General features: G+C 63.2%; 23 protein-coding genes. 6 read left to right on the top strand and 17 right to left on the bottom strand.

Features of this window, described 5'->3' with window-relative positions:
* Positions 1-11: 11 nt before the first annotated feature.
* The 4 genes from ACXAHG_RS03610 to ACXAHG_RS03595 form a co-directional block, all read right to left on the bottom strand.
* Complete coding sequence (locus ACXAHG_RS03610) at positions 12-674, bottom strand: HAD family hydrolase (RefSeq protein WP_475055907.1); 663 nt, start codon at positions 672-674, stop codon at positions 12-14.
* Positions 675-856: 182 nt separating this feature from the next.
* Positions 857-1,183, bottom strand: a complete 327-nt coding sequence (locus ACXAHG_RS03605; RefSeq protein ID WP_475055905.1) for a YgdI/YgdR family lipoprotein — start codon at positions 1,181-1,183, stop codon at positions 857-859.
* A 121-nt stretch (positions 1,184-1,304) separates the two neighbouring features.
* Positions 1,305-1,868 carry a 16S rRNA (guanine(966)-N(2))-methyltransferase RsmD gene (rsmD, locus tag ACXAHG_RS03600; protein ID WP_475041055.1) on the bottom strand — a complete coding sequence of 188 codons (564 nt, stop codon included), beginning with the start codon at positions 1,866-1,868 and terminating at the stop codon, positions 1,305-1,307.
* Positions 1,865-3,076, bottom strand: coding sequence for an NAD(P)/FAD-dependent oxidoreductase (locus tag ACXAHG_RS03595; RefSeq protein ID WP_475041054.1), 1,212 nt, complete (start codon positions 3,074-3,076; stop codon positions 1,865-1,867). Before ACXAHG_RS03595 ends, rsmD begins: the two co-directional genes overlap by 4 nt.
* Positions 3,077-3,171: 95 nt before the next feature.
* Here ACXAHG_RS03595 and ACXAHG_RS03590 point away from each other — a divergent pair, with 95 nt between their 5' ends.
* Entirely contained in the window at positions 3,172-3,660 is a 489-nt protein-coding gene (locus ACXAHG_RS03590) for a redoxin family protein (protein ID WP_475041053.1), read from the top strand.
* Positions 3,661-3,983: 323 nt separating this feature from the next.
* Here the strand turns inward: ACXAHG_RS03590 and ACXAHG_RS03585 are convergent, their stop codons facing one another.
* From ACXAHG_RS03585 to ACXAHG_RS03560, 6 genes are all read right to left on the bottom strand, one after another.
* Positions 3,984-4,286, bottom strand: a complete 303-nt coding sequence (locus tag ACXAHG_RS03585) for a 4a-hydroxytetrahydrobiopterin dehydratase (RefSeq protein ID WP_475041051.1) — start codon at positions 4,284-4,286, stop codon at positions 3,984-3,986.
* Positions 4,283-5,470, bottom strand: coding sequence for a GNAT family N-acetyltransferase (locus ACXAHG_RS03580; RefSeq protein ID WP_475055903.1), 1,188 nt, complete (start codon positions 5,468-5,470; stop codon positions 4,283-4,285). Before ACXAHG_RS03580 ends, ACXAHG_RS03585 begins: the two co-directional genes overlap by 4 nt.
* Positions 5,471-5,516: 46 nt before the next feature.
* Entirely contained in the window at positions 5,517-6,290 is a 774-nt protein-coding gene (locus tag ACXAHG_RS03575) for a glycerophosphodiester phosphodiesterase family protein (protein WP_475041049.1), read from the bottom strand.
* Positions 6,287-6,745 carry a RidA family protein gene (locus ACXAHG_RS03570; RefSeq protein WP_475041047.1) on the bottom strand — a complete coding sequence of 153 codons (459 nt, stop codon included), beginning with the start codon at positions 6,743-6,745 and terminating at the stop codon, positions 6,287-6,289. Before ACXAHG_RS03570 ends, ACXAHG_RS03575 begins: the two co-directional genes overlap by 4 nt.
* Before the next feature lie 150 nt (positions 6,746-6,895).
* Complete coding sequence (locus ACXAHG_RS03565) at positions 6,896-8,200, bottom strand: HlyD family type I secretion periplasmic adaptor subunit (RefSeq protein WP_475055901.1); 1,305 nt, start codon at positions 8,198-8,200, stop codon at positions 6,896-6,898.
* Entirely contained in the window at positions 8,197-9,930 is a 1,734-nt protein-coding gene (locus ACXAHG_RS03560; protein WP_475055899.1) for a type I secretion system permease/ATPase, read from the bottom strand. Before ACXAHG_RS03560 ends, ACXAHG_RS03565 begins: the two co-directional genes overlap by 4 nt.
* A 162-nt stretch (positions 9,931-10,092) precedes the next feature.
* Between ACXAHG_RS03560 and ACXAHG_RS03555 the strand changes: the two genes are divergently transcribed.
* The gene (locus ACXAHG_RS03555) at positions 10,093-10,854 is read left to right on the top strand and encodes an MlaA family lipoprotein (RefSeq protein ID WP_475041042.1); all 762 of its coding nucleotides are present in this window, start codon (positions 10,093-10,095) and stop codon (positions 10,852-10,854) included.
* Positions 10,855-10,856: 2 nt separating this feature from the next.
* A complete protein-coding gene (locus ACXAHG_RS03550) occupies positions 10,857-11,444 on the top strand; it encodes an MlaC/ttg2D family ABC transporter substrate-binding protein (protein ID WP_475041041.1) in 588 nt (195 codons plus the stop codon).
* A 214-nt stretch (positions 11,445-11,658) separates the two neighbouring features.
* On the opposite strand, the gene ACXAHG_RS03545 is transcribed toward ACXAHG_RS03550, so the two are convergent.
* On the bottom strand, positions 11,659-13,872 hold the full coding sequence (locus ACXAHG_RS03545) for a transglycosylase domain-containing protein (protein WP_475055897.1): 2,214 nt from the start codon (positions 13,870-13,872) through the stop codon (positions 11,659-11,661).
* Positions 13,873-14,157: 285 nt separating this feature from the next.
* Here ACXAHG_RS03545 and ACXAHG_RS03540 point away from each other — a divergent pair, with 285 nt between their 5' ends.
* A complete protein-coding gene (locus ACXAHG_RS03540) occupies positions 14,158-14,496 on the top strand; it encodes a P-II family nitrogen regulator (protein WP_027257453.1) in 339 nt (112 codons plus the stop codon).
* Between the two features lie 26 nt (positions 14,497-14,522).
* On the top strand, positions 14,523-15,857 hold the full coding sequence (locus tag ACXAHG_RS03535) for an ammonium transporter (RefSeq protein ID WP_475055896.1): 1,335 nt from the start codon (positions 14,523-14,525) through the stop codon (positions 15,855-15,857).
* A 146-nt stretch (positions 15,858-16,003) separates the two neighbouring features.
* On the opposite strand, the gene ACXAHG_RS03530 is transcribed toward ACXAHG_RS03535, so the two are convergent.
* The 3 genes from ACXAHG_RS03530 to sseA form a co-directional block, all read right to left on the bottom strand.
* Complete coding sequence (locus ACXAHG_RS03530; protein ID WP_475041037.1) at positions 16,004-16,261, bottom strand: hypothetical protein; 258 nt, start codon at positions 16,259-16,261, stop codon at positions 16,004-16,006.
* A 331-nt stretch (positions 16,262-16,592) separates the two neighbouring features.
* Complete coding sequence (locus tag ACXAHG_RS03525; protein WP_475055894.1) at positions 16,593-17,777, bottom strand: amino acid aminotransferase; 1,185 nt, start codon at positions 17,775-17,777, stop codon at positions 16,593-16,595.
* A gap of 3 nt (positions 17,778-17,780) precedes the next feature.
* On the bottom strand, positions 17,781-18,635 hold the full coding sequence (gene sseA, locus ACXAHG_RS03520) for a 3-mercaptopyruvate sulfurtransferase (RefSeq protein WP_475055893.1): 855 nt from the start codon (positions 18,633-18,635) through the stop codon (positions 17,781-17,783).
* A 365-nt stretch (positions 18,636-19,000) separates the two neighbouring features.
* Here sseA and ACXAHG_RS03515 point away from each other — a divergent pair, with 365 nt between their 5' ends.
* Positions 19,001-20,008, top strand: a complete 1,008-nt coding sequence (locus tag ACXAHG_RS03515; RefSeq protein ID WP_475055892.1) for a leucine-rich repeat domain-containing protein — start codon at positions 19,001-19,003, stop codon at positions 20,006-20,008.
* Between the two features lie 298 nt (positions 20,009-20,306).
* Here the strand turns inward: ACXAHG_RS03515 and smpB are convergent, their stop codons facing one another.
* The 3 genes from smpB to ACXAHG_RS03500 form a co-directional block, all read right to left on the bottom strand.
* Positions 20,307-20,789 carry an SsrA-binding protein SmpB gene (gene smpB / locus ACXAHG_RS03510; RefSeq protein ID WP_475041031.1) on the bottom strand — a complete coding sequence of 161 codons (483 nt, stop codon included), beginning with the start codon at positions 20,787-20,789 and terminating at the stop codon, positions 20,307-20,309.
* A gap of 45 nt (positions 20,790-20,834) precedes the next feature.
* Entirely contained in the window at positions 20,835-21,689 is an 855-nt protein-coding gene (locus tag ACXAHG_RS03505; protein WP_475055891.1) for a DMT family transporter, read from the bottom strand.
* An 81-nt stretch (positions 21,690-21,770) separates the two neighbouring features.
* Positions 21,771-22,331, bottom strand: coding sequence for a helix-turn-helix domain-containing protein (locus tag ACXAHG_RS03500; protein WP_475055889.1), 561 nt, complete (start codon positions 22,329-22,331; stop codon positions 21,771-21,773).
* Between the last annotated feature and the right edge of the window lie 48 nt (positions 22,332-22,379).

Below are 22,379 nucleotides of genomic sequence, written 5' to 3'. Positions count from 1 at the left end.
GCACAGGCGCCTCAGATCGACAAAAGCGCTGGCACCTCTGACATATCGCTGAACACTTCCGCGCCCAGGGCTGCCAGCTTCTGGCCTTGCCCCTGCGGTGCAAACCCCAGGCAACGCATGCCCGCGCGCACTGCCGCAGTGACACCGCTGCCGCTGTCTTCGATCACCAGGCAATCCCGCGCCTGCACGCCGAAATGGCTGGCGGCGGCCAGAAACAGCCCCGGCTCCGGCTTGGCCACCCCCAGGGAATGGGCCGAAAACATCGCCTGCGGGTGGAACCGCTCCCACAGCCCGTTCTGGCCCAGGGTGATGCGCATCTTGTCCTCGCTGCCGTTGGAGGCGACGCAGACCGGAATGCCCTTGGCATCGAGCCGCGCCAGCAGCTCTGGAATGCCCGGCATCAGCGGCACCCCTTGCTCCAGCCGGGCATAGGTCTCGGCATAGACCCCGGCGATCCAGCCCTCCGGCAGTTCCGCGCCCAGGCTGCGGGCCCTTTCCATCACGCCGGCCATGGTGCTGCCAACAAAATGCGCCATCGACTGTTCCATGGTCAGCTGCAGCCCGTGACGGGCGAGGTTTTCGATCAGCGCCTGGTTCGAAGCAGGCTCGCTGTCCACCAGCACACCGTCGCAGTCGAAGATCACCAGCTTCGGGGTCGGAAAGGTCTTGGGCATGAGAACCTGCTTATCGTGGAGAATTGCTTTTTCAGGCTTAATCGGCTTTCGCCGCTGCCGCAAATCCGCGGCCGCGGGAAAACTCCCCTGCAGTCACGGTCCGCTGCCGGGCTGCAATCTCCGGAAACAAAAAATGCAGGGGAAGCCCCTGCATTTCCGTTGCATCACAAGCCTGGCACCGCTCAGAACTTGCAGCGCTTCTTCTTCGCCAGGCCAACCAGCACTTCATGGCGCTTGTTTGCCGCCTCCAGCGCTTCGTTTGCATTGGCGTAGTTGCCGATAACCGCCGGCCAGAAGAGCAGAGCAGCTGCCACATTTTTCCCCGAGGCGGTCTTGCCCTTCTTGGCTTCAGCGCGGATTTCGTCCAGCTGGCCCATCTGGGTCTTGATCTCTTCGCAGGTCAGCGAGGAATCGTCCACATTGTTGGTGGTGACCACCTCAGGGGAGACACAGCCGGACAGGAACATCGCGCCCGCAGTCAGCAGACCAAGGAGTTTTGCAGCTTTCATATTGAACCTTTCGAAACCGCCTGAATTGACGGAAATTTGATTGAAATTTCCAGCTCGCTACAACCGGACGGCTGGATATGCAAATAGAAAATCAAGTATTTGGCGAAAGGCGCCGGGCTTGTTACAAACTGTTCTGCTCCCGCCACATCAGCGAGATATGGGTATCGCCGTATTTGCGGCTGTCCTGCAGCTCAAACCCTTCCGGCGCCGCCATCGCCGCGCTTTCTTCCCAAACCACCAGCGCATCATCCGCCAGCCAGCCGCCTTTGACCGCCGCGGCCAAAGCCTTCTCCCCCAGTCCCTTGCCATAAGGCGGATCGAGAAAAACCAGGTCAAAGGGCGCATCCGGGTTCGCCCCCAGCTTCAGCGCGTCGCGGCGCGCCAGGGTGCAGCGGTCTTCGGCCTTGCAGATAGCAATGTTCTTCTTGATCAGCCCGCCGGAGACCCGCCCGTCATCGACAAACAGCACCTCCGTTGCACCGCGTGAAAGCGCCTCCAGCCCCAGCGCGCCGGTGCCCGCAAACAGGTCCAGAACCCGGGCGCCGGGGATGGCGCCGGTGTGCATCAGCACATTGAACAGGCTTTCGCGCACCCGATCGGTGGTGGGGCGCAGATGGGCGCCCGCATCCCCCTTGCCCACCGCGGCCAGAGCCCGGCCGCGGAAGTCTCCTGCGATGATCCTCACGCTTTCAGAAGCGGCTTCAGATCGGCGGACGGGTCGGCAACCACGCCTTTGTCGGCAGTCTTGCCCATGTCGATCAGCCGCTTGGCCACCATATAGGCGCGCGGATCGTTCATCGCGTCAACCGCCACCAGCTGATCGCCGGCATAGTACCAGAACGACACCTGCTGCCCCTCGCCCTGACGGGTCACCACGTTGTCATAGCCGGTGTTGAGGCCCGCGATCTGCAGCTTGACGTCATACTGATCCGACCAGAACCAGGGTTGCGCCACATAGTCCTTGTCCGCGCCCAGCATGTTCTGCGCCACTACCTCGGCCTGATCGATGGCATTCGGCACGCTTTCCAGGCGGATGCGGTTGCCCTTGAACGGGAAGGAGGCGCAGTCGCCCGCTGACCAGATCGACACGTCCGAGGTGCGGCCCTTGGCGTCCACCTTGATGCCGTTCTCCAGCTCCAGACCCGCCATCTCAGCCAGCTGCGACGTGGGGGTGATGCCGACGCCAACAACCACGAAATCCACATCCAGCACTTCGCCGCCGCTCAGCACCGCGCGGGTCACCTTGCCGTCTTCGCCTTCCAGCCGCTCCAGCCCGACACCTTCGCGGATATCGACGCCGTGCGAGGAATGCAGGCTACGGAAAAAGTCCGAGGTTTCGGGCGCCGCGACACGCTGCAAGATGCGGTCCGCCATCTCGACCAGGGTCACCTTGACGCCGCGCTTGGCGCAGACCGCGGCCGCTTCCAGCCCGATATAGCCGCCGCCGACGATCAGCGCGCGCTTGCCCTCGGTGACATTCGGCGCCATCGCGTCGACATCGGTCAGGCCGCGCACCACGTAGACACCGTCCAAATCGCCGCCGATCGCCGCCGGCAGGCGGCGCGGGTCGGAGCCGGTGGTCAGCGCCAGCTGATCATAGGAGACCGTCTCATCGCCCAGCGAAACGGTCTTGGCCGCCGGGTCGATCGCTGTCACCCGCTGGCCCAGCTTCACAGTGATGTTGTTGTCCTCGTAAAAACTCGCCGGCCGCAGGAACAAGCGCTCCAGCTCCATCTCGCCCAGCAGGTAGGCCTTGGACAAGGGCGGGCGCTGATACGGCAGCGCCTCCTCCGCGCCGATCAGGGTGATTTCCCCGCCGAACCCGTCTTTGCGCAGCTTTGCCACCAGCGAAGACCCCGCCTGCCCTGCTCCAATAACGACGATGTGGGACATATTCCCTTGCCTCCCGCAATAGTTCCCGTCACGCTTTCCTCGGACCCTATATACGCGGGGCCCCAAAACGCAATCATGAGAAAGAGGAACGTGCGATGATTTCTGTTGGAGACCAACTGCCGGACGCGACACTGACGCTGATTGGAGACAACGGCCCCGAGCAGGTGCAGCTGTCAGATAAGCTCAAGGGGCGAAAGGTCGTGATCTTCGCGGTTCCCGGCGCCTTTACCAGCACCTGCCATTCGGCCCATGTACCCAGTTTCATCCGCACCAAGGACCAATTGGCCGCCAAAGGCGTCGACGAAATCATCTGCCTTGCGGGCAATGACCCCTTTGTCATGTCGATCTGGGGCGACAATACCGGCGCGTCCGAGGCCGGCATCACCATGCTGTCGGATGCGGAATGCACCTTTACCGAGGCAATCGGTATGCGTCTGGACGCACCGGCGGCAGGCCTGATTGGCCGCTCGCTGCGCTATGCCATGCTGGTGGAGAACGGCGAAGTAAAGATCCTCAACAAGGAAGAAAACCCCGGCCAGTGCGAACTGTCCGCCGGTGAGGGCCTGCTGGAGTCGATGGGCTAAACCCGCGCCTGGCCGCCTCCGGGGCGGCCACCGCAACCTCTTAATTTTTGGTGAAAAATAAGGTCAGAACTGCTGCCGGAATGTTTCGCGCGCGAAACATTTGGTCAATATTGCTGACCCGAATGCGGACTCCCGTCGAGGTACGGCCTCAGGGGTTTTGCCGCCTTATGCGTTCGGACTATTCACCCCCGGATTACTTTGTCAGGCAAAAGCCGCGGCCCGCCTTCCTCTTGCTCAAAATATCCCGGAGCGCAAGGCAGAGCCTCGCAAATTTGCTGCAATGTGCGCCACGCGGGCCGATTGCACGGAGGTCCGGCCGCAGGTCACTCGTACCCGGCCAAACCGTCCATCTTGCGCGCCAGCTTGGCGTCCTGGGCGCTGATCCCATCGACATCATGGGTGGTCAGCACCACCGTCACCCGGTTGTAGACATTGCTCCATTCCGGATGGTGATTCCATTTCTCCGCCCAGATTGCGGCGCGGGTCATCCAGCCGAAGGCATCGGTGAAATTGCCGAACTTAAATGTCTTGGTGATGGCATCGCGCCCCTCCACCATCTGCCAGCCGGTCGCAAACAGCGGCTCCAGCAGCGGGCCGCGGGTGGCTTCGGACAGTTTTTCCGTCATTCTTGCTCCTCCACATGCGCTTTGCGGAACGGGCCATAATCGGTCAGGATTTCGATCTCTTCCTCGGTGGCGGCCCGCTCAGCCTCGAGGTAGCGTTCAACGGCCCCGGCAAACCCGGGATCGCCGATCCAGTGCAAACTGTGAGTCTGGCACGGCATGTAGCCACGCGCCAGCTTGTGTTCACCCTGCGCGCCGGCCTCTGCCCGGTCAAGCCCCAGGGCAATCGCCAGCTCGATAGCCTGATAATAGCACAGCTCGAAATGCAGGCAGGGATGGTGTTCGATGCAGCCCCAATAGCGTCCGTAAAGCGTGTCGCGGCCGATGAAATTCAGCGCCCCGGCGACATAGCGCCCGCTGCGTTCCGCCAGAATCAGCGCAATGCCGTCCGCCATCGTCCGGTGCGCGATGTCAAAAAACTGCCGCGTCAGATAAGGCGAGCCCCATTTGCGCGCGCCGGTGTCCTGATAGAACTCCCAGAAGGCGTCCCAGTGCTCCGGGCGCAGCTCCTCCCCCTGATAGACGCGGATCTCACCGCCAAAACACTGCGCCTGCATCCTCTCCTTGCGGATGTTCTTGCGCTTGCGCGACGACAGCGCCCGCATGAAGGCTTCGAAATCTGCATAATCGTCATTCTGCCAGTGGAACTGCTGGGTAAAGCGGTGCATCAGCCCCATCTCTGCGCCCATCCGCGCCTCGTCCTGGGTGCAGAAGGTCACATGCAGCGACGACAGCCCGTTGTCCGCTGCCAACTGCACCGCCCCCTGTACCAGGGCTGAATGGCCAATTCCGTCAAAGCCGGGACGCACCAGGAACCGCCGCCCGGTGGCGGGGGTGAAGGGCACCGCGATCTGCAGCTTGGGGTAGTAGTGCCCCCCTGCCCGCTCATAGGCATGGGCCCAGTTGTGATCAAAGATGTATTCACCCTGACTGTGCCCCTTTGCGTAAAGCGGCGCGCAGGCGATCAGCCGGCCGTCCTGCCAGGCCGTCAGATGCTGTGGCTGCCAGCCGGTGCCGGGCCCGACTGAGCCGCTGTCCTCCAGCGCGCTCAGGAACCGGTGCGTGGTAAAGGGATCCAGTGCCCGGCCGCCGTCTGCGGCCTCCGGGCAGGCACAGGCGTCCCAGTCCTCTGCCGTGATCTGCGACAGCGACGGCAGCACCCGGATTTCGATTTGCGCCTGGGTCATGAATTTCCTCCGCACCGCTTCTGATGTGGGGTGCAGACCAGCGCGATCAAGAGGTTAGCGGCGAGAGGTATTGTTCAAATGTGACATTGTCGGCAAAGGCCCGCGCCGCTGTTTCCTCGGCCGCGGTGGTCACGGTCCAGCACAGCACCGGCACGCCTTCGTTGCGCAGCGCCTGCACCCGCGGACGCGCCAGATCATAGGCCTCATGGCTGATGAAGCCGGACTGCGTGCGCTCGAAATCCGGGATCGCGCGCAGGTCGTCGCAGACGGCCCTGGGCAGTTCCGGCCATTCCTCTGGTTCATAAGCGCTGGTGGTGATACCGCGCGGCAGTTCCGGCGCCAGCCGGGCCAGTGCGGCAACCGAATTGGGGTTAAAGGACATCAGCGCAACCGGCCCTGCGTATCCCTGCAGAGCCTTTGCCGCAGCTTGCTCCAGGACACCATCCGTGACGCCCATTTCACCGTGCTGATCCTTCAGCTCAATCAGCAGGGGCACCCTGCCCGCCACCAGCTCAAGCACTTCCGGCAGATCCGGAATCCCCTCGCCATCGCCGCCCTTTAGCGGAATTGCACGCAAGTCCTCCCGCGAACGCGCCCGGACCGGACCGGCAGCTTCTGCCAGCCGGTCCAAGCTGTTGTCATGAAAAACCATGGCGCAGCCGTCGCTGGACAGCTGCAGGTCGATTTCAATCCCGTAACCCGCTGCCAGTGCGGCCCGGATGGCGGCGCGGCTGTTCTCCGGACGTCCGTCGGACACATCATGCAGCGCACGGTGGGCCAAGGGGACAGTCAGAAAGGCGGCAGGCAGGGGCAGTCTCATTTGATCTGGAAAACCCCGTCGATCTCCACCGCGACGCCCAGCGGCAGCGACACGGAGCCCACGGCAGAGCGGGCATGGCGGCCGATATCTCCCAGAGCCTCAACCAGGAAGTCAGAGGCACCATTCACCACCATCGGCTGGCCGGTGAAATCGGGGGCGGAATTCACAAAGGCGCCCAGTTTGACGACGCGGACCAGCCGGTCCAGATCGCCGCCGCAGGCCGCTTTGAGCTGTGCCAGCAGCGCGATGGCGCAACGCTTGGCCGCCGCCTGGCCGGCCTCTACATCCATGTCCGCGCCCAGCTTGCCGGTGATCAGCCCGTTTTCATCCGCCGAAATCTGGCCGGAGATATAGACCATGTCGCCTGCAACGACATAAGGCACATAGTTGGCCGCCGGGGCCGGGGCGTCGGGCAGGGTCACGCCCAGCTCTTTCAGTTTTGCTTCGATGCTCATGGCGTATTCCTTCCGAGTCTTTGCTGGCCGGGACGCTACCCGCAGCAGCAGAATTCGAAAAGAGCAAATGCGAAGCGCCGCCCGCCCTTTCCGTCCCCCGGGACGGATACCGTTTTCATAGCCGGAAACCGTGCAGGTTTCCGGCGGGGCTCAGCTTTCGCGGAAGGCTTTGACGAAATAATCCGTAAGCGGCTTGACCAGATAGGCCAGCGGCGAGCGGTCGGCGGTGCGGATATAGCTTTCCACCGGCATCCCCGGGATCAGCACTGTGCCCGCAGGCAGGCGGCCCTGTTCGCCGGGATTGAGCTCAATCTCGGCGCGGTAGTAGGACAATCCGCTGCCCTGATCCTCAAAGGCATCCGCCGAAACCTGGGTCACATGGCCGAACAGCTCTGGTGTCGAGCGCTGGTCCAGCGCCGAAAACCGCAGCGTCACCTCCTGGCCGGTGAACAGCTGGTCGATATCGGTGGGCGCCACCTGCGCGGCAATCACCAAAGGCCGGTCCTGCGGCACCAGATAGAGCACCGGATCGGCCGGCCGGATCACCGAGCGCGGCGTCTGCACCTGCAGGCCGTAGACAATGCCCGAGACCGGCGCGGTGATGTCCAGCCGCGCCAGCCGCCCCTGCAGCGAGCGGCGGGTCTCTGCCTGCTCCAACTCCTGGTAGCGCAGATCGCGCAGCCGGCTGATCGCCTCCTCGCGCTGGCCGGTGGCCAGTTTCAGGATCTCAATGTCGATTTCGGTGATGCGGCCCTCGGATTGCGCTTCCGAGGCCACCAGCTCACCCAGGCGGCCCTGCAGGTCGGCCTGGGTGCGGCGCAGGTTCAGGACCGTCGCCGACTGCGCCAGGCCGCGGTCCAACAGCGACTGCTGGCTCTCCAGCTCCTCGCCGATGAGCTCCAGCTGCACCGTCATTGACTGCTGCTGCGCCTGGATGCCGCGGATCTGCTCCTGGATCTGGCTGCGGCGCTTCTCCAACTGGTCGATCTCACGCGCGGTGGTGTCCTTGCGGGCCTCGAACAGGCGGCGCTGGCCCTCCACCAGATCCTTCACATCCGGCATCCGCTCTGCTGCCTCCAGCAGTTCCGGGTCAAAGACAATCTCCGCCGCCCCGTCGCGCTCCGCCTCCAGCCGGCCGCGGCGCGCCATCAGTTCGAACAGCTGGCCCTCGGTGATCACCAGCTGCGAAGTCAGCTCATTGGCATCCAGCCGCAGGAGCGTGTCGCCCTCTGCCACCGTATCGCCCTCATCGACCAGGATCTCGGCGACGATGCCGCCATCCAGATGTTGCACAATCTGGCGGTTGCGGTCGACCTCGATCCGCCCCGTTGCCACCACCGCGCCGGAGATCGAAGACAAGACCGACCAGGAGCCGAAGCCGCCGACCAGAATCAGCAGTGCCAGCAACCCGATGATCATCGGCCGCCGGGCGGGCCATTTGCTTTCGATGCTCATCGTACACCTCCTGCGCCGGTCGCCTGGCGGATGTTCTGATGGTTGGCGACCATTTCCTGCAGCACCTTATCCTTGGGGCCAAAGGCGGTCTGGGTGCCCTTGTCGATCACCAGGAGCATGTCGCATTCCTGGATCGCCGCCGGGCGGTGCGCCATGATCAGCACCGAGCGCCCCTCGGCCTTGATCTGCTTGATCGCCTGGTTGAGCGCAATCGAGCCCTCGTTGTCGAGATTGGAGTTCGGCTCGTCCAGGATCACAATCACCGGATTGGCATAAAGCGCCCGCGCCAGCCCGACCCGCTGCATCTGGCCGCCCGACAGCCGCCCGCCGGTGGCAGTAACCTTGGTGTCATAGCCTTCGGGCAGCTTCAGGATCATCTCATGGGCGGCGGCCTTTTTGGCCGCTTCCACCACCTTCTCGGCATCCGGTTCCGGCTGCAGCCGGGCGATATTCTGGGCGATAGTGCCGTCAAACACCTGCACCCGCTGCGGCAGATAGCCGATATGGCCGCCCAGCACATCCGGCGCATACTGATCCAGCGCCGCGCCGTCCAGCCGCACCGAACCCGCCGCCGGCGGCCAGACCCCGGTCAGCGCCCGCGCCAGCGTCGACTTGCCCGACCCCGACGGCCCGATCACCCCGATCGCCTGGCCCGGCTGCACCCGGAAGCTCACATTGCGCAAAAGCGGCGTCTTGCTGCCCGGCGGCACCACCGCCATGCCCTGCACTTCCAGCAAGGCTTTGGGTTTGGGCAGCGCGGTGCGGCTTTCTTCCTCCGGCACCTTGGCCAGCAATTCGGCCAGGCTGTGCCAGCCCTTCATCGCCCGCTGCACCAGCGCCCATTGGCCCAGGCCCAGCTCAATCGGGGCCAGGGCCCGCCCCATCAGGATCGAGCCTGCGATCATCGCCCCCGGCGTCACCTCGCCCTGCAGCACCAGATAGGCGCCCAGGCCCAGCATCGCCGACTGCAAAAACAGCCGCAGCGTCTTGGTCAGCGTGGTGAAGCCGCCGCCGGTGTCATTGGCCGCCACGCTGTCGGTGAGCGCCGCATCGCGGGCCTGTTTCCAGCGGCTGAAGGCAGCGCCGCGCATGCCCATCGACTGGATCATTTCCGCCTCGTTGCGGATCTCCTCGGACATCAGATTGGCCTTGTGGCCGGTCATATTGGCCTGCTGCATCGGCGCTCTGGTGAAGACCTGGTTGAAGACCGCAATCACCACCAGCACCGCGCCGCCCGCCAGCGCCAAAAGCCCCAGCCAGGGGTGGAACAGGGCGATGCCTGCCAAAAACACCGGCGTCCAGGGCAGGTCGAAGGCGGCGGTCAGCACCGGCGAGGCAATCAGCCGCTGCACCGATTCCAGGTCCTGCAGCCCGGTCTGCGCCACCGGATCCTGCGCCACCGCCGAGCGCCGGGTCATCGCATCAAACACACGTTTGTCGAGCGCCGCCTGGAACCGCGCGCCCACCCGCGCCATGATCCGGCCGCGGGCATAATCCAACAGCCCCATCATGCCGTAGAGGAAGACAACCAGCAGCGACAGCGCCAGGAGCGTCGCCTCCGACCGGCTGCCCAGCACCCGGTCATAGACCTGCATCATGTAGAGCGGCCCCGTCAGCATCAACAGGTTCACGAAGAAGCTGAAGATCCCGGTGAACCAGTATAGCCCCCGGCTCTGCCGCCGTACGGCCAGAAGCTCGTCATAGCCGTTCTTATAAATGCTTTTATTCATGATCAGACTGCAATAGTAGTTCGCGGGATCTTGGTAGTGCCTGCCGTTGTATCAGAACAGACACAAGCTGGTGAAAAAATGTAATCGTACTGGAAACGGGCCGGGGAATCATTATTTGCCTCACGATCCGACGTTTTCAGCATAAATTGGACACTTAACCGAATGCCCTACATGTTGCGACCGCATAAATTTCTCATTGCGCTGGTTTTGGCCGTTTTTACGGCAGGCTGCGCAAGCCAGGATCCGGTTGCCCGTGCTGCCGGGGAAGTATTCGATCCTTATGAAAACACCAACCGGTCGATTCACAGCTTTAACCGAGGCGTCGACCGGCTGGCATTCCGGCCTGCTTCCAAGGGCTATGTGGCGATCGTGCCAGCCCCGATGGTGACCAGCTTCTCGCATTTCGCTGAGAACCTGTCGATGCCAGGGCAAATGGTCAACGCACTGCTGCAGGGCGATCTGAAACTGGCAGGCAATGCGTTTTCGCGCTTTGTGATCAACTCGACCGTCGGCTTTGCCGGCCTGGCCGATCCGGCCAGCGAATTCAATGTGCCCGCGGTGGACACTGATTTCGGCGAAACCCTGCACACCTGGGGCGTTGGCGAAGGCGCCTATGTGGAACTGCCTTTCTTTGGCCCCTCCACCACCCGGGACGCGGTCGGCATCGGCGTTGATTTCTTCACCAATCCGCTGGGCTATTCCAAGCAGAATACTGCCGAGAACATCAGCATCTATGCCGAGATCGTGCGCCGCCTGGGCGATCGTGGCAACTATTCCGATACGATCGATTCGATTCTGTATGAGAGCGCCGACAGCTATGCGCAATCACGCCTGATCTATCTGCAGAACCGCCGGTTCCAGCTGGGCGACGGCGCTGAAATCCAGGAAATCGACCCGTTCGACCTGAACACTGAGGGATTTTGATGATGGACCGACGCTACTTTCTGATGGGCACGGGCGCCGTTCTGGCTGCTGCCCCGCAAGCGCTCTGGGCACTGACCGAGAACAGCGCCAGCAAACTGATCAACAGCCTGGTTGGCGACATCAACCGGGTGATCGACTCCGGCAAGGGCGAGAACGCCATGTTCCGCGAGTTCGAGCGGATCTTCCAGCGTTACAGCGATACATCATATATCGCGGCATACGCCCTGGGCGTGGACGGGCGCCGGGCCTCCCCTGCCCAGAAGAAAGCGTTCTCCAAGGCCTTCCAGGGCTATATCTCGCGCAAATACGGCAAACGCTTCCGCGAATTCATCGGTGGCAAGCTGGAGGTCAAAGGCGTCAAGAAGGTGAAGAAATGGTACGAGGTGAGCACCATTGCCTACCTCAAGGGCCAGTCGCCGTTTGAGGTGACTTTCCTGGTGTCGGACCGCTCAGGCAAGGATCTGTTCTTTAACATGTTCATTGAAGGCGTGAACCTGCTGCTGACCGAACGCACCGAGATCGGCGCAATTCTGGACAGCAAGAAGGGCGATATCGACGCGCTGATCGACGAATTGAAGCGGCTGAGCTGAGCTGTCTCAGACACTGAAGCAAATTGAGGCTCCCGTCGCGGGGGCCTTTTTCTTTGCCCGGCAAAGCCCGTGCTGCTGATCAGCGGCCCTCCCGCCCGGCGCGGCAGCATCAAAGATGCCGCGCTCCGGTTGGGCCAGGCGCCCTGCCCGGCGGGCAGGGCGCGCGTTGCACCTTCAGGTGCGGTGCCGGGCGGGAGCACCCCGCCCGAGGCGGTCAATTGCCCAGGATATCCCGCAGGATATTGTCCACCGCGCGGCCTAGCTCCTGGCCCAGGTTCGGCCCCTGGCGGCGGCGGCGCTCCCGGCGCGTCTCTTGGGGCGGTGGGGCGATCGGTGCGGGTTCCAGCATCGGCAGCGGCTTCGGCGCCAGCCCCTCATGCACGCGCACCATGGTCTCGCGCCAGATTTCGGCGGGCAGGCCGCCGCCGGTCACACCGGACAAGGGCGTATTGTCGTCATACCCCATCCAGACGCCGGCCACATAATCCGCAGTAAAGCCGATGAACCAGGCGTCCTTGGCGGCTGACGTGGTGCCGGACTTGCCTGCCGCCTGCCAGCCCGGGATCTGCGCCCGCTGGCCGGTGCCGCCGGCAATCACCTTTTCCATCATCCAGACCAGCTGCTGTGCGGCCTCCGTCCGGATCACCCGCTCGCCGATGCCGCCGCTGGCGCCCATCAGCGCCTCATTATCCTCGACCAGTTTCAGCTCTGTCACCCCGTAAGGCGTCACCGAGGAACCGCCGTTCAGGATGCCTGCATAGGCTCCGGTCATTTCCAGCAGGGTGCTTTCAGACGCCCCCAGCGCCAGCGCCGGACCTGCGGCCAGGTCGCTGTCGATGCCGAAATCCTTGGCCACAATGCTCACCTTGTCGCGGCCCACCGCCTCGGACACTTTCACAGCCGGTACGTTCAGTGAATCCCGCAGCGCCCGGGCCAGCGTCACCTCGCCGTAAAACTTGTGGGTGTAGTTCTTGGGGCACCACTGGCCGGAGCCAGGAATGTTCAGGCAGTATTTTGCGTCCAGCACCCGGTCGTAAGGCGAGTACCCCAGCTCAAGCGCTGTGGCGTAGACAAACGGCTTAAACGCCGAACCGGTTTGCCGTTTGGCCTGTGTCGCACGGTTGAACACGCCCGACACCCGGGTCTTGCGCCCGCCCACCATGGCGCGCACGGCGCCGTCGGCGCTCATCACCACAATGGCAGCCTGTGCCTTGGAGCCCGGGCGGACCTTGTTCTCGAACACATATTTCAACGCTTCCTCGGCCGCGCCTTGCAAGCGCTGGTCCAAAGTCGAGCGGATAACAACGTCCTCAGTAGTCTGGTCGCCCAGGAAATCCGGGATCGTGTCCATCACCCAGTCTGCGAAGTACCCCCCGGCCCGCGCCGCCGCGGCTTCGCTGAGGACCGCGGGATTGTCCTGATTGCTCTGCATCTCCGCCGTGGTCAGGTAGCCCTGCTCCTGCATCAGCCTCAGCACGGTGGCGGCCCGGTCCTGCGAACGCTGCAGGTTGTTGGTCGGCGCCAGCGTGGACGGCGCCGTCAAGAGGCCCGCCAGCATTGCACCCTCAGCCGGGTTCAGCTGATTGGCGGACTTGCCAAAGTACCGCTGTGCCGCAGCCTCAGCCCCATAGGCGCCGCCGCCCATATAGGCGCGGTTCATGTAGATCGAGAGGATCTCATCCTTAGTGTATTTGGCTTCCATCGCCAGGGCAAAGATCGCCTCGGTGCCCTTACGCCACAGCGAACCTTTGCGGCAGTCGGCCTCATAGGCGCTTTCGCTTTTCCACTCCGCAGGGTCATAAACCCGCCCCAGGCACAGCAATTTTGCGGTCTGCTGGGTAATGGTAGAGCCGCCATGGCCCGACAACGGCCCGCGCCCTTCACGCAGATTGATGCGGATGGCACTGGCAACACCGCGCGGCGAGATGCCGAAATGGCGGTAGAAGCGTTTATCCTCGGTCGCCACGATCGCGTTCTTCAAATGCGGTGAGACCGTGTCCGCAGTCACCACGCCGCCGAACTGGTCACCGCGCCAGGCAAAGACCTCGCCCTCGCGGTCCAGAATGGTGACGGAGCCGCGGGCGCGCCCGTCCAGATAGGCCGCGACATCCGGCAGCTTGGCATATTGAAAACCCACCGCCAGGCCGACCAGCCCGCAGACCACCATGCCGACCCGCCAGGTAAAGCCCCAGACCAGCCGGAAGGCGAAGGCAAAGGGTGCCAGCAGCCAGCCGATGAGCCCGCGTTTCTTGGGTGCGGGCTTCGCGCGCGTTTTCTTGCGCCCAAACAGCCGGCCCAGCAGCCCAGGTTTCTTTGCCTTTCGCACGGCTTTCTTGCGCGCAGGTTTCTTGGCGGCCGGTTTGCCCTTGCCGCCCGCAGAATAGCGCTTTTCTGCCACCAGAGGCTTGCGCCCGGATCCTTGTGCCATCGTCTGTTCCTGCCCGGTTTGCCCGTTGTCCGGCGACAATACCCTGCCTGCGCCGGATTGTAGAGGGGGCAGAATCCGGACCTTTCCCCCTTTGCCAGATGGCCGGTTTTTAAGCGATGCGTGCAAAAGGCGCAAAATTATTGTGCGACCGCAGAAAGACGCGCGGAAACTTGCTGGCCTTGGCTTTGCACGACTCGGGAGCGTGGTTTTGCTGCAGGTGCACAATGCATCGGCCCAGACATGATGCACCGGGCCGGGGCAGCGCGAAACCAAAGGGATGCAGAGATGAAAATGATCATAGCCGCCATCAAGCCCTTCAAGCTGGACGAGGTCCGCGAGGCGCTGACCGGTCTTGGCGTGAGCGGGCTGATGGTCACCGAAATCAAGGGCTTTGGTGCCCAGGCAGGCCACACCGAGATTTACCGCGGCGCCGAGTACGAAGTGAATTTCGTGCCAAAGCTGAAGCTGGAGCTGGTGGTGCCCGCCGATCAGGCCGAACAGGCCGTCAGCGCGATTTCCGAGACCGCCCGCACCGGCAAGATCGGTGACGGCAAGATTTTTGTTCTGGACGTGGAACAGGCCCTGCGGGTGCGCACCGGCGAAACCAATCTCGAGGCGCTGTGAGCGCGCCCGGCATGGAGGAAAGACCAATGAAGACCCTGAAACTCCCCCTTGCGGCCCTGGCGCTGAGCGCGCTGCCGGGCCTGGCGCTGGCCCAGGACGGCCCGGCCCCGGGCGTGACCCCCGCAACCGACACCGTGTTCATTCTGAACTCGCTGCTGTTCCTGATTGGCGGTTGCCTGGTGTTCTGGATGGCGGCGGGCTTTGCCATGCTCGAGGCCGGGCTGGTGCGCTCCAAAAACGTCACCATGCAGCTGACCAAGAACATGGCGCTGTTCTCGCTGGCTGCCGTGTTTTACTGGCTGATCGGCTACAACCTGATGTATCCGCTGGGCAATTGGGCGGTCGACGGCGTGCTGTCCGGCGTCTTTGGACCCGGCGTGCTTGAGGCCGTTGGAGTTACCGCGGAAGGTGCCGATGACTATTCCTATGCGTCCACCGGCTCGGACTTCTTCTTTCAGCTGATGTTCTGTGCCGCCACCGCCTCGATCGTGTCGGGCGCCCTGGCAGAGCGTATCAAGCTGTGGCCCTTCCTGATCTTCACCATCGTGCTGACCTCGGTGATCTACCCGTTCCAGGCCAGCTGGAAATGGGGCGGCGGCTTTCTGGAGGAGATGGGATTCCTGGATTTCGCAGGCTCCACCGTGGTGCATTCGGTGGGCGGCTGGGCCGCGCTGACCGGCGCGCTGATCCTGGGCCCGCGCATCGGCAAGTACAAGGACGGCAAGACCATCCCGATGCCCGGCTCCAACCTGGCGCTGGCAACACTCGGCACCTTCATCCTGTGGATGGGCTGGTTCGGCTTCAACGGCGGCTCGCAGCTTGCGATGGGCTCGATCGGCGACGTTGCCGACATCAGCCGCATTTTCTCTAACACCAATGCTGCCGCGGCAGGCGGCGCGGTGGCTGCGCTGGTATTGACCCAGCTGCTGTTCAGGAAGCCGGACCTGACCATGATCCTGAATGGCGCGCTGGCGGGCCTGGTGGCAATCACTGCTGAGCCGCTGACCCCGGGCTTGGGCCTGGCCACCCTGATCGGTGCCATCGGCGGCGTGATCGTGGTCTTCACCGTGCCGCTGCTGGATAAGCTTCAGATCGACGATGTGGTCGGCGCTATCCCGGTGCACCTGTTCTGCGGCATCTGGGGCACCGTGGCCGTGGTGCTGTCGAACCCCGAAGCCAGCCTGCTGACCCAGCTGACCGGCATTGCCGTGGTGGGAGTTTTCACTGTCGCAGCCTCCGCCGTGGTCTGGATCATTCTGCGCACCACAACCGGCATCCGGGTGGAGGAAGAGGATGAGGTCAACGGCCTGGACATGGCGGAACTGGGCATGGAGGCCTACCCCGAGTTCTCCCCGAGCTGAACCGCAGTACAGAAGCAGACAGCGGCGCCCCATCCGGGCGCCGCATTTCATTTGAGCGGGAGGGAGGCTCCCGCCAGTTGATCAATCATCAAAGATAATTTCCGCCTGTTGGGCCGGGCGCCGCTGGCGCGGCGCGAGCCTTGGGCTTAGCCTTGGGGCACAACAATAACCTTGGGCGCCTTCTGGTCGCGGTAGTCGCGGCGGTCTTCGGCGCGGTCCAGGTGGTCCTCCACCACATCCCACACACCGGTGTCCACGGCCTCGTCGCGGCGGTTCTCACGACGGTCGGCGCGGTTTTCCACCCGGTCGATAACCTCCCCATTGGCAGCAAAGGCAGGCGCAGCCATCGGCAGGGCAACGGCGGCGGACAGGATCACGGCGAGAGCGGATTTTACGAGGGTCATTTCAGGTCTCCTAGACTGTGTTTCAATGTGACTTCCGCTAGCACAAACGCGGGTCCCCGCCCCTTCCGTCGCCTGGCTTTACATGACCTGGCGTCAAGCGTCCGCCTGCACCGCGCCAGCGGTGCCACGCCCAAGCCTGCAAGGGCCTTGGCACAGCCAAGGCACGCGGCCAGGCGCGGGAGCCCTGCCCCGCAGAAACGCAGATCGCTGGATTTTGCGGGCAAAAGTTTTCTGCAAACGTTGCCTAAGACTTTTCAGAAAAATCTTAGAGGCCCCAAGAAAAAACGCGCCCATTAAAGGGCGCGTTCCTGAATTTCCAAGTGCCTAAGACTTAGACGCCGGCGTCAACAATCGCCTTGGCCAGCACCGGCACAGTCTGGGCATTGAGGCCTGCAATGTTCAGGCGGCTGTCGCCGACCATGTAGATGCCATTGTCCACCCGCATCTTCTCGACCAGCTCCGGCGTGGTACCCAGGAGCGAGAACATGCCGCGGTGCTGGGCGATGAAGCTGAACCGGTCGGAGCCGGTCAGGCGCTGCAGCTCATCCGCGAGGCCTTGGCGCAGGCCCAGCATGCCGAGGCGGGTTTCCTCCAGCTCGGCCGCCCAATCGGCGCGCAGGGCATCATCGTTCAGGATCATAGTCACCAGACGCGCACCGTGGTCCGGCGGGAAGGAATAGTTCTGCCGGTTCAGGAACGCGAGTGTGCCCTGGTTCAGTGCTTGCGCACCGGCATCGTTGGAGACCGCCATCAGCAGGCCGGTGCGCTCGCGGTAGATGCCGAAGTTCTTGGAGCAGCTGGCGGCAATCAGCGTCTCGGGGCAGCTGGAAGCCACCAGGCGCACGCCCAGCGCATCCTCTTCCAGACCGTCGCCAAAGCCCTGGTAGGCAATGTCGATCATCGGGATCAGGCCGCGCTCGTTCAGCAGGGCAATGACCTCTTTCCACTGCACCTCGTTGAGGTTAGCACCGGTCGGGTTGTGGCAGCAGCCGTGCAGCAGCACCACGTCGCCTTTGCTCGCCCCCTTCAGATCTTCCATCATAGCGTCGAAGTTCACACCGCGGGTCTCACGGTCGAAGTAGCGGTAGACCACGGTTTCGATGCCGACGTACTTCAGGATCGACACATGGTTTGGCCAGGTCGGGTCCGACACGAATACGCGCGCCTTGGGGTTGGCCATCTTGATCAGCTCAAACGCCTGGCGCACGGCGCCGGTGCCGCCGGGGGTGGCCGCAGCGGCGATATTGCCGCGGGCAACCGCATCGCCCAGGATCAGCTTGATCATTGCATCGCCATAGGCCGGATCGCCTGCCAGGCCGACATAGGCCTTGCTGGTCTGCTCTTCCCACAGCTTGTGCTCAGCCGCCTTGATGGCGCGCATCACCGGAGTGACGCCCTCGGCGTTCTTGTAGACGCCGACACCAAGGTCGATCTTGTCCGCGCGCGGGTCGTCGCGGAACATCTGCATCAGCGCCAGGATCTTGTCGGCGGGCTGGGGTTTCAGGGTCTCGAACATTGCTCAGTTCTCTCCGGTAGCAACGGGAAGGGTCGGGAAGGCACCCCATTCCACCCAGGACCCGTCATAAAGCGAATGGTCGGTCTTGCCGGCCCGCTCCATGGCGAGGCTGAGGATGGCGGCGGTGACACCCGATCCGCAGGAAGTAATCGCAGGTTTGTTCAGGTCAACGCCGGCGGCCTCGAAGGCGGCACGGATACCCGCGGCATCCTTCATGGTGCCGTCAGCGTTCAGCACCTGGCCAAAGGGCACATTCTTGGAGCCAGGGATATGGCCTGCCCGCAGGCCCTCGCGCGGCTCCTGCGCATCGCCGCGGAACCGCTCGGCAGAGCGGGCATCAATGATCTCGTGATCGCCGAGCTTGGCGGCGGCAGAGACCTGGGTCACGTCGCGCACCATGTGGTTCTGCACCCGCACCGTCATGTGGCGGTCGCGGATCACCGGCGGCAGATCCTCGACCGGGTGGCCTTCGGCCTGCCATTTCGGGAATCCCCCATCCAGCACCGCAACATTGGTCTGCCCCATCAGCCGGAACAGCCACCAGACACGGGCAGCGGAAAACAGCCCGGCACCATCATAAACCACCACCTGGTGGCCGTCGCCCACGCCCATGGCGCGCAGCTTGGACATGAACTTCTCGACCGGCGGCACCATATGCGGCAGGTCGGAACGGTTGTCGGAAATCTCGTCGATGTCAAAGAAACGGGCGCCGGGAATATGGGCGGCCTCATACTCCGCCTTGGCGTCGCGCCCCTGCTGCGGCAGATACCAGGAGGCGTCCAGCACCCGCAGATCAGGGTTCTTCAGATGGGCAGCCAGCCAGCCGGTGGAAACCAGCGTCTTCGGATCATCCTGCATCAAAGCACCTCCCTATCTGCGCATGGGCCATGGGTACATCCGGCAGCACAGCGGTGCAAGCTATCCCCTGCCTCTACCTGCGGTTACAAAATTCTTGCGGGCCTTTAACGGAGCGGTAATAACATGGACCCCTGTTTCAGCACTTCCTTGCAAAGGTTTATTGCATGCCCGGTTTCCGCCGCCTCCTTGCGTCCTTCCTGATTGCCTGCGCAGGCTCTGTGCCTCAAGCAGCCCAGGCTGATTGTGTTGAAATCGGAGGGACATGCATCAAAAGCAATGACTTAGAGGCCAAAGTCCGGATCGGAGAACATACCCCCGATCTGCAAGCCCTGTCACAGTTCACACAGCTGCAGGAACTGACGCTGATGGCTGACTTGCGCTACGAGACGCCGCTTGACCTGGCCCCGCTTGCGGCCTTGCCCGGTCTGGAGCGGCTTGCCCTGGTCAGCGTAACCGCTCCCAGCCTGGCCCCCCTGGCCCGGCTTCCCGGCCTGAAGCGGCTGAGTCTTGATTCTGTCAGCGCACCGGATTTCACCCCGCTGGCCAGGCTGACCGGTTTGGAACACCTGTCGGTTTGGGGGATCGAAGAGGTCTCAGACCTGTCATTCCTGCGCGGCCTGACCCGGCTGCAAAGCCTGAATATCGCGGACTCAGGCGTCACTGACCTGGCACCGCTGGAAGAGCTTGAGCAGTTGGAGATTTTCCTGGCCTTCAACACTGAAGTCACCGATCTCAGCCCTTTGGCAGCCGCAAACCTGCGGGTTGCCTGGATTTCCAATTGCCCTGTCGAAAGCGTTGCTGCCCTGGCGGCATCGGACCGGCTGGAGATGCTGCGCGCAGACGGCACCCGGCTGCAAAGCCTGGATGGGCTGCAGAACAAGCCGCAGCTCCACACCCTAATCCTGTCAGACACCCAGATTACGGATCTGACCCCAATTTCTGACGCCATCAGCCTCACGGAGCTGGAGCTGGACGGCACCAGGGTCAGCGACATCGCGCCGCTTTCGGGGCTGCAAGCTTTGCGAAAGCTGTCATTGAAAGGCACCTCTGTCGCCAGCATTGACCCGCTGGCGGGCAAGAACCTGCGAGAGCTGTCTGTAACCAATACCTCCGTAGCCAGCCTCGCGGCGGTCCGGGATATGCAAGAGCTTTGGGAGTTCAGCATCTCAGGCACTGGCATCACTGACCTCAGCCCGCTTAAAGGTCTGAAAAATCTGTCCATTTTGCGGGTCATTGGCCTGCCCGCTGAAGCTTTGCCGCCGCTGCTGGAGGTGGAGAACCTGCGGATCGTCTTTGCCGGGCCCGATCTTGGCTCTCACAAGCGGCTGCTAGGCAAGGAGAACATCGCGGCATATATCAGCGGTTCGCGCTGACCGGGCAGGTTCAACCGGATCTCAGGTGCGGCGGTTATGACGCCTTGCCCGGCTGATCTTTTGCTACCACCTTCCGGCGCGGCTCTCTTCTGCTGACGGCTGGACCGGCTGGCGATCCATGCACGCCTGACGGCTCTTGGCCGTTGCGCCAGCCTTCGAAACAGGTTCCTTCAGTAAGCCATACAAGCGCCGAGCGCATTCAATCCGGCGGACAGGCCGGTCAAGCCCGCTTCTTTCTGGCTGCAAATACTCCGGGTGAATTGGCCGTCAGGCCAAGAGGGCAGCGCCCTCCCAGCGCTTAACGCGCGTCTTTCAGCAGCCGTTGCTTCTGGCGGCCCCAGTCGCGCTTGGCCTGGGTTTCGCGCTTGTCGTGCAGCTTCTTGCCCTTGGCGATGCCCAGCTTGATCTTGGCCCGGCCGCGGTGGTTGAAGTAGATCACCAGCGGCACCAGGGTCATGCCCTTGCGCTGGGTGAGGTTCCACAGATCCGCCAGTTCCTTCTTGGACACCATCAGCTTGCGGCGGCGGCGTTCTTCATGCTTGAACACCTTGGCCTGCTCATAGGGCGGGATGTAGGAGTTCACCAGCCACAGTTCACCGTTCTCTACCGCGGCGTAGCTATCGGCGATATTGGTGCCATTGCCGCGCAACGCCTTGACCTCGGACCCTTCCAGCACGATGCCGCATTCGATATCGCTTTCGATCGCGTAATCGAATCGCGCCCGCCGGTTCTCGGCGATCACCTTGTAATTCGGGTCTGATGTCTGCTTCTTCTTGGCCATGGGCGGCAGATGTAAGGCCGCACGCCGGCGGGCGCAAGATAGCGCTTACGCCTTGCGGCTGCGCAGCAGCGTGAAAACACCACTGCCGACGATCACCGCGCTGCCGATCAGGGTCAGCGCGTCGGGGCGTTCACCGAACACCAGCACCCCCAGAACCATGGCAAAGACCAGACGCGTGTAACGGAACGGCGCAACGACGGAGATTTCCCCCGCCCGCATCGCCCCCGACAAAGCGTTATAGGCAATCACCCCGATTACCGTCGCCGCACCGATGTCCAGCCAGTTGCGAGGCGCGGGCCAGACCGCACCGCCCGTCCAGCCCAGCGCAATCGCCCCGGCCGCCACCAGCATGGCAAAACCCAGGAACCCCAGCTGATTGTTGCTCATGTCTTTGGGCGCAGCACGGGTAGCCAGATCACGGCCGGCAAACCCCAAAGTGCCAGCCACCGCAAACAGCGAGGCCGGTTCAAAACCGCTCAAGCCAGGCCGCAGGATCAAGAGCACCCCGGCAAAGCCCAGCCCGATGGCCAGCCAGCGCCGCCAGCCGACGGTCTCGCCAAAGAACACCACTGCACCGGCAGCCACTACCAGCGGCGTCGCCTGCAGGATGGCGGAGGCCGAGGACAAAGGCGTCAGCGCAATCGCTAGCGTGAAGCACAAGCGCCCGACCACTTCCGCCACGGAGCGCAGCAGCATCGGGCGCGTGCCAAAGCCCGGGTGCCAGGGGGGGTGACCTTGCGCACGCGCCAGGCCTGCAAAGATAACCATACCGCCGAGGCCGAACAGGATCAGGATCTGCCCCACCGGCAGGCTGGCGGCGGCGGATTTGATGAACATGTCCTCCAGCGCAAAGGTGGCCATGGCCAGCACCATCAGGAGGCTTCCGCGCAGCGTGTCCATTCCGGTGCTCCTCAAATCCCTAAAACTCAATGACTTGCGCCATTGGTAGGGGGGCAAAGGAAAATGCACAAGTGAAGCAATTCAGTCCCGCTGCGTCAGTACAGCCTGCCGGTAGTGATGCATGTTGAGAAACGCCGCGCCGGTCTCTTGGCTGCGGTAGCCATGCGGCTGGTCGGCGGCGAACCGCAGCCCTTGGCCGGGCTCCAGCGCCACCCACTCACCATTCCGCAGCACCTCCATGGATCCGTGCAGCACATAGACTTCCTCGGTCACACCGGTGTCATGCGGCTGCGACTGATGGCTTTGGCCGGGCTGCAGCGTCACCTGAAAGGTCTCCGCCCCCAACAGCGGATCAAACGGAAACACAATCTTGACCCCGATGCTGCCTGGGAACTGCACCGTCTCGTAGACGCCTGTCACGTCGCTCACCGGCCGCGCCGCCTCTCCCAGAAGTGCGGTCAGCGGCAGGTGGAACCCCTTGGCGATCTTCCACAGTGTGGCAATCGTCGGACTTGATTCGCCGCGCTCGATCTGCCCCAGCATCGCCTTGCTGACGCCCGTCGCCTCCGCCGCCTTGCTGAGGCTAAGCCCCGCTGCCGCACGGATTTCCCGCAGGTTCAGGGTGATGCCGTCTTCACTCATTTCCGCCGCCTGTCAAAAAAGCCTTGTGCGTTATAACGCACGAATTGT

The organism is Leisingera sp. ABD4_442 (genome assembly GCF_056160905.1).
This window is presented reverse-complemented; position numbering and strand designations above follow the sequence as displayed.

Excerpts from the sequence above, each read along its gene's own strand:
- ACXAHG_RS03610 (WP_475055907.1), bottom strand. The coding sequence starts at position 674 with ATGCCCAAGACCTTTCCGACCCCGAAGCTGGTGATCTTCGACTGCGAC.
- ACXAHG_RS03565 (WP_475055901.1), bottom strand. The coding sequence starts at position 8,200 with ATGAGCATCGAAAGCAAATGGCCCGCCCGGCGGCCGATGATCATCGGG.
- ACXAHG_RS03570 (WP_475041047.1), bottom strand. The coding sequence starts at position 6,745 with ATGAGCATCGAAGCAAAACTGAAAGAGCTGGGCGTGACCCTGCCCGAC.
- ACXAHG_RS03560 (WP_475055899.1), bottom strand. The coding sequence starts at position 9,930 with ATGAATAAAAGCATTTATAAGAACGGCTATGACGAGCTTCTGGCCGTA.
- ACXAHG_RS03525 (WP_475055894.1), bottom strand. The coding sequence starts at position 17,777 with ATGTTCGAGACCCTGAAACCCCAGCCCGCCGACAAGATCCTGGCGCTG.
- ACXAHG_RS03515 (WP_475055892.1), top strand. The coding sequence starts at position 19,001 with ATGGCTGACTTGCGCTACGAGACGCCGCTTGACCTGGCCCCGCTTGCG.
- smpB (WP_475041031.1), bottom strand. The coding sequence starts at position 20,789 with ATGGCCAAGAAGAAGCAGACATCAGACCCGAATTACAAGGTGATCGCC.
- ACXAHG_RS03545 (WP_475055897.1), bottom strand. The coding sequence starts at position 13,872 with ATGGCACAAGGATCCGGGCGCAAGCCTCTGGTGGCAGAAAAGCGCTAT.
- ACXAHG_RS03550 (WP_475041041.1), top strand. The coding sequence starts at position 10,857 with ATGGACCGACGCTACTTTCTGATGGGCACGGGCGCCGTTCTGGCTGCT.
- ACXAHG_RS03500 (WP_475055889.1), bottom strand. The coding sequence starts at position 22,331 with ATGAGTGAAGACGGCATCACCCTGAACCTGCGGGAAATCCGTGCGGCA.
- ACXAHG_RS03575 (WP_475041049.1), bottom strand. The coding sequence starts at position 6,290 with ATGAGACTGCCCCTGCCTGCCGCCTTTCTGACTGTCCCCTTGGCCCAC.
- sseA (WP_475055893.1), bottom strand. The coding sequence starts at position 18,635 with ATGCAGGATGATCCGAAGACGCTGGTTTCCACCGGCTGGCTGGCTGCC.
- ACXAHG_RS03530 (WP_475041037.1), bottom strand. The coding sequence starts at position 16,261 with ATGACCCTCGTAAAATCCGCTCTCGCCGTGATCCTGTCCGCCGCCGTT.
- ACXAHG_RS03585 (WP_475041051.1), bottom strand. The coding sequence starts at position 4,286 with ATGACGGAAAAACTGTCCGAAGCCACCCGCGGCCCGCTGCTGGAGCCG.
- ACXAHG_RS03555 (WP_475041042.1), top strand. The coding sequence starts at position 10,093 with ATGCCCTACATGTTGCGACCGCATAAATTTCTCATTGCGCTGGTTTTG.
- ACXAHG_RS03535 (WP_475055896.1), top strand. The coding sequence starts at position 14,523 with ATGAAGACCCTGAAACTCCCCCTTGCGGCCCTGGCGCTGAGCGCGCTG.
- ACXAHG_RS03540 (WP_027257453.1), top strand. The coding sequence starts at position 14,158 with ATGAAAATGATCATAGCCGCCATCAAGCCCTTCAAGCTGGACGAGGTC.
- ACXAHG_RS03605 (WP_475055905.1), bottom strand. The coding sequence starts at position 1,183 with ATGAAAGCTGCAAAACTCCTTGGTCTGCTGACTGCGGGCGCGATGTTC.
- ACXAHG_RS03590 (WP_475041053.1), top strand. The coding sequence starts at position 3,172 with ATGATTTCTGTTGGAGACCAACTGCCGGACGCGACACTGACGCTGATT.
- ACXAHG_RS03505 (WP_475055891.1), bottom strand. The coding sequence starts at position 21,689 with ATGGACACGCTGCGCGGAAGCCTCCTGATGGTGCTGGCCATGGCCACC.
- ACXAHG_RS03580 (WP_475055903.1), bottom strand. The coding sequence starts at position 5,470 with ATGACCCAGGCGCAAATCGAAATCCGGGTGCTGCCGTCGCTGTCGCAG.
- ACXAHG_RS03595 (WP_475041054.1), bottom strand. The coding sequence starts at position 3,076 with ATGTCCCACATCGTCGTTATTGGAGCAGGGCAGGCGGGGTCTTCGCTG.